5 protein-coding genes are annotated in these 3,915 nt (G+C 61.6%); all 5 read right to left on the bottom strand.

Annotation, left to right across the window (positions count from 1 at the left end):
* Positions 1-657: ABC transporter permease (locus tag WEA77_RS07375; protein ID WP_368067221.1), on the bottom strand; the 657-nt coding region annotated here is incomplete at its 3' end.
* Complete coding sequence (gene proS / locus WEA77_RS07370) at positions 654-1,970, bottom strand: proline--tRNA ligase (protein WP_368067220.1); 1,317 nt, start codon at positions 1,968-1,970, stop codon at positions 654-656. The genes proS and WEA77_RS07375, both read right to left, overlap by 4 nt.
* A gap of 53 nt (positions 1,971-2,023) precedes the next feature.
* Complete coding sequence (locus WEA77_RS07365; protein WP_368067219.1) at positions 2,024-2,257, bottom strand: DUF1467 family protein; 234 nt, start codon at positions 2,255-2,257, stop codon at positions 2,024-2,026.
* Entirely contained in the window at positions 2,257-2,685 is a 429-nt protein-coding gene (gene mce, locus WEA77_RS07360) for a methylmalonyl-CoA epimerase (protein ID WP_368067218.1), read from the bottom strand. Before mce ends, WEA77_RS07365 begins: the two co-directional genes overlap by 1 nt.
* A 6-nt stretch (positions 2,686-2,691) precedes the next feature.
* Positions 2,692-3,915, bottom strand: a 1,224-nt coding sequence (locus WEA77_RS07355) for a ribonuclease J (protein WP_368067217.1), incomplete at its 5' end; no start/stop codon positions are given.

The raw sequence follows: 3,915 nt of genomic DNA, 5'->3' as shown, positions 1-3,915 counted from the left end.
GAACAAATAGACATTGTCGAGCTGGGCGCTCCCGGTACGGAAGATGTCGCCCACCATGTAGGACTTGCTGATCGGCGTCTGCCCAATCGGGCCCGACCGCATCTGCGAGGTGACCACTTCCACCTGATCGCCAATACCAAGCCCGAGATTGGCCGCAAGATACTGGCCAATCATAATGACATTGCCACCATTGCGGCCCTCACCGAACCCGCCGGCAATGGCGGCGGCGCCGCCATCCTTGAAGATCGGCATGGTCGCAAGGTCCGCCGGCGGAATGGCACGCACCACGCCGCCGGTGCGTACACCGTTTGCTGAAAGCAGCACGAACTGCTCGATGTAGGGCGACACGCTCAGCACGTCCGGCGTCCGCGCGATGACCCTGGCGATCTCGGACGCCTCATCCTGGGGCATACCGTCAACTGCTGCCGCGATGTGCGGTTCGCCGCCCAGCAGCGCGTCCAGCAGGGTCGCGCGGAAGCCACTCATGATCGACATGGTGATAATCAGCGCTGCGACAGCAAAGAAGATGCCGACGAAGGATATGATGGCAATCAGGCTCGCGCCGCCATGCTCACGCCGGGCAAGCAGGTAACGCAGCGCCAGCGTCCGCTCCAGCCGGCCGAAGGGAACAGACGCCGCCGCGCCGCCATTGCTCACGGAGCGATCCTCCGGACGGCTTCTTCAAGCGAAAGTTCGGTTTTCTCGCCGGTCTTGCGGCGTTTCAGTTCGACAACGCCTTTCTCCAGTCCTTTCGGGCCGACAATGATCTGCCAGGGCAGGCCGATCAGATCCATGCGCGCGAACTTGGCGCCCGCGCGGTCGTCCGAGTTATCGTAGAGCGCTTCAATTCCGGCTTTGGCAAACTGCGCATAGAGTGTCTCGCAGGCCTGATCGCAAGCCGCGTCACCGGCGCGCATGTTAATGATACCGACGGGGAACGGCGCGACCGCATCCGGCCAGATAATGCCATTCGCGTCGTGGCTAGCCTCGATGATACCGCCGACAAGGCGCGATACACCGATGCCATAGCTACCCATCTGAACCGGCACCATCTGACCGTCCGGACCCTGAACAACGGCGTTCATCGGCTCCGAATACTTTGTGCCGAAATAAAAGATGTGCCCCACCTCGATGCCGCGCGCGGAAACGCGCCGCCCTTCCGGCAGCGCCTCGAAGGCCGCTGCGTCGTGCATCTCTTCGGTCGCCGCATAGAAGCGCGTCCGCTGTTCGACGATGGGCACGAGGTCCGAATTGAAATCGAGATCGAGGCCCGGCGCCGGTATGTCCAGAAGTTCGCGGTCGCAGAACACAGCGCTCTCGCCCGTGTCGGCCAGGATGATGAACTCGTGACTGAGGTCGCCGCCGATGGGGCCGGTATCGGCGCGCATGGGAATGGCGGTCAGGCCCATCCGGTCAAAGGCATTGAGATAGGCGCAGAACATGCGGCGATAGGCCTTGCGCGCGTCCTCCTCGGTGAGGTCGAACGAGTAGGCATCCTTCATAAGGAACTCGCGGCCCCGCATCACGCCGAAGCGCGGACGCCGCTCGTCCCGGAACTTCCACTGCTGGTGATACAGGTTCAGCGGCAGTTGCTTGTAGCTCTTCACATAGGCCCGGAAGACATCGGTGATCAGTTCTTCGTTGGTGGGGCCATAGAGCATCTCGCGGTCATGACGGTCCTTGATGCGGAGCATCTCGTCACCATACGCCTCATACCGGCCAGACTCGCGCCAGAGGTCCGCCTGCTGCAGTGTCGGCATCAGCATTTCCACCGCGCCCGAACGGTCCATTTCCTCGCGCACGATCTGCTCGATCCGCTTCAATACGCGCAGGCCCAGCGGCAGCCAGGTGTAGATGCCCGCACCGTTCTGGCGGATCATGCCGGTGCGGAGCATCAGCTGGTGCGACACGATTGCCGCATCCGCCGGCGCTTCCTTGGAAACGGGCAAAAAGTAGTTCGACAGACGCATAGGGTGGATCTCTTTCGGGCAGTCTTTCCGGGCTCACCTAGCCGGTCGAAGGCCTATTGCGCAAGCAGCCGGGGGATGATCAGCGCAGCCAGCACCGTCACGATGACAGCCCCGATCGATGCCCAGATCGCCTTCTTGGCCAACATTGGATTTTTGGGGGCTGCCTCTTCGGTGCCCGGCACCGTCGAATCGTCCTCCCACTGCCCTTTTACGCCAATCGGGAGGACCGCAAAGAAGCTGATCCACCAGGCCAGAACGAAAACGATGATAACGCCCGCCCAGCTCATCAGTGGTGACCTTTGGGCGATTCCATGAGTTCAACCAGCACGCCGTTCGAATTCCTGGGATGGACGAAGATGATCATTGTCCCGTGGGCGCCGATCCGGGGCTTTCCCAGAACGGTAGCGCCGCGCTTTTCCATTTCGGTGACGGCTTCGTTGATGTCCGCCACTTCAAAGCAGACATGGTGCTGGCCGCCGGCCGGGTTTTTCTTGAGGAAATTGGCAATCGGCGAGGCATCGCTCAGCGGTTCGATCAGTTCGATCTGGCTGTTCGGCAAGTTTACGAAGCAGACCTTCACGCCCTGCTCCGGCATGTCGAACGGCGTCGTTATGTCTGTCGCACCGTATAGAGACCGGTATGTCTCGCAGGCCTGCTCGATATCCGGAACGGCGACGCCGACATGGTTCAGGGGGCCAATCTTGAAATCACTCATGCTCTATCAGCTCCTCAAAACCATCACTTCTATGAGCGGCCGAATGCCGAACTCAATTTCACAAGCCTTGCGCAACGCGCGGCCAACCACCTTCTCGACGATTTCATCATCCATGCGGTCGCGCTTCTTGATTCCGTCGAGCGCCTTCGCCGCGGCCACATCCAGCGGCTCGAGACTTTCATCCGCGATCCGGCCATCCAGTTCCGACAGGCCTTTCACCGCGATCACGGGACCGTCCACGACATCACCGGAATCATCCAGGCAAACAGTCGCAAGGATCAGTCCGCTCACAGACAAACGGCGCCGCTCGATCAGACCCTCGGCCGCTTCCGGCACGAGTCGCGAACCATCCAGCATCAGACGGCCAGCCGGCACTTCGTCGATTATCACGGGCTCGCCTGGCGCGAGGCGCATCAGGCTGCCATTGCGCGGCGTCAGGGCCGATTGAATCTGCAACGACTTTGCATAAGCGGCGTGTTCCACAATATGCCGGCGCTCGCCGTGCACCGGAATCGACACACGCGGACGCACCCACTGGTACATCCGTCGGAGTTCATCACGGCACGGATGGCCGGACACGTGTATCGGCTCGGCGACCATGCGCGGTGTGATGATCCGGATACCCTGCTCCGCCAGCATGTTCTGCATGGCATAGACAGAGCTTTCATTGCCTGGGATCAATCTCGATGAGAAGATCACTGTATCATCCGGCCTCAGCGACACATGGCGGTGGTCCCCGCGCGCGATCCGCGACAGCGCCGCGTTCGGCTCGCCCTGGCTGCCGGTGCAAAGATAGAGAATGTTCTCGGGCGGCAGGTAGCCCGCCTCGGATTCGTCCACGAATTCGAGGTTTGGCGGCAGGATGCCGACCGCCTTCGCCGCGTCGGTGATCTTGTGCATGCTGCGCCCGACAAGGCACACGTCCCGTCCCGCGAGGTTGGCCGCTTCGATGATGGATTTCACGCGCGCGACATTCGACGCAAAGGTCGTCACCGCCACCGCACCTGTCTGTTTCGCGATCAACTCGATCAGGCCCTTGCGGACGGTATCTTCCGACCCCGCCTCGCCGTTCTCAAACACGTTCGTGGAATCGCACACCATGGCAAGCACGCCCCGATCCCCGAGGGCGGTCAGTCCTTCGATATCCGTCGCCGCGCCAATCAGAGGCTCCGGATCGATCTTCCAGTCGCCGGTGTGCAGGATCATCCCGGCCGGTGTCTCGATGGCCAG

This window comes from Hyphomonas sp., assembly GCF_040882205.1.
Lineage (GTDB): Bacteria > Pseudomonadota > Alphaproteobacteria > Caulobacterales > Hyphomonadaceae > Hyphomonas.
This window is presented reverse-complemented; position numbering and strand designations above follow the sequence as displayed.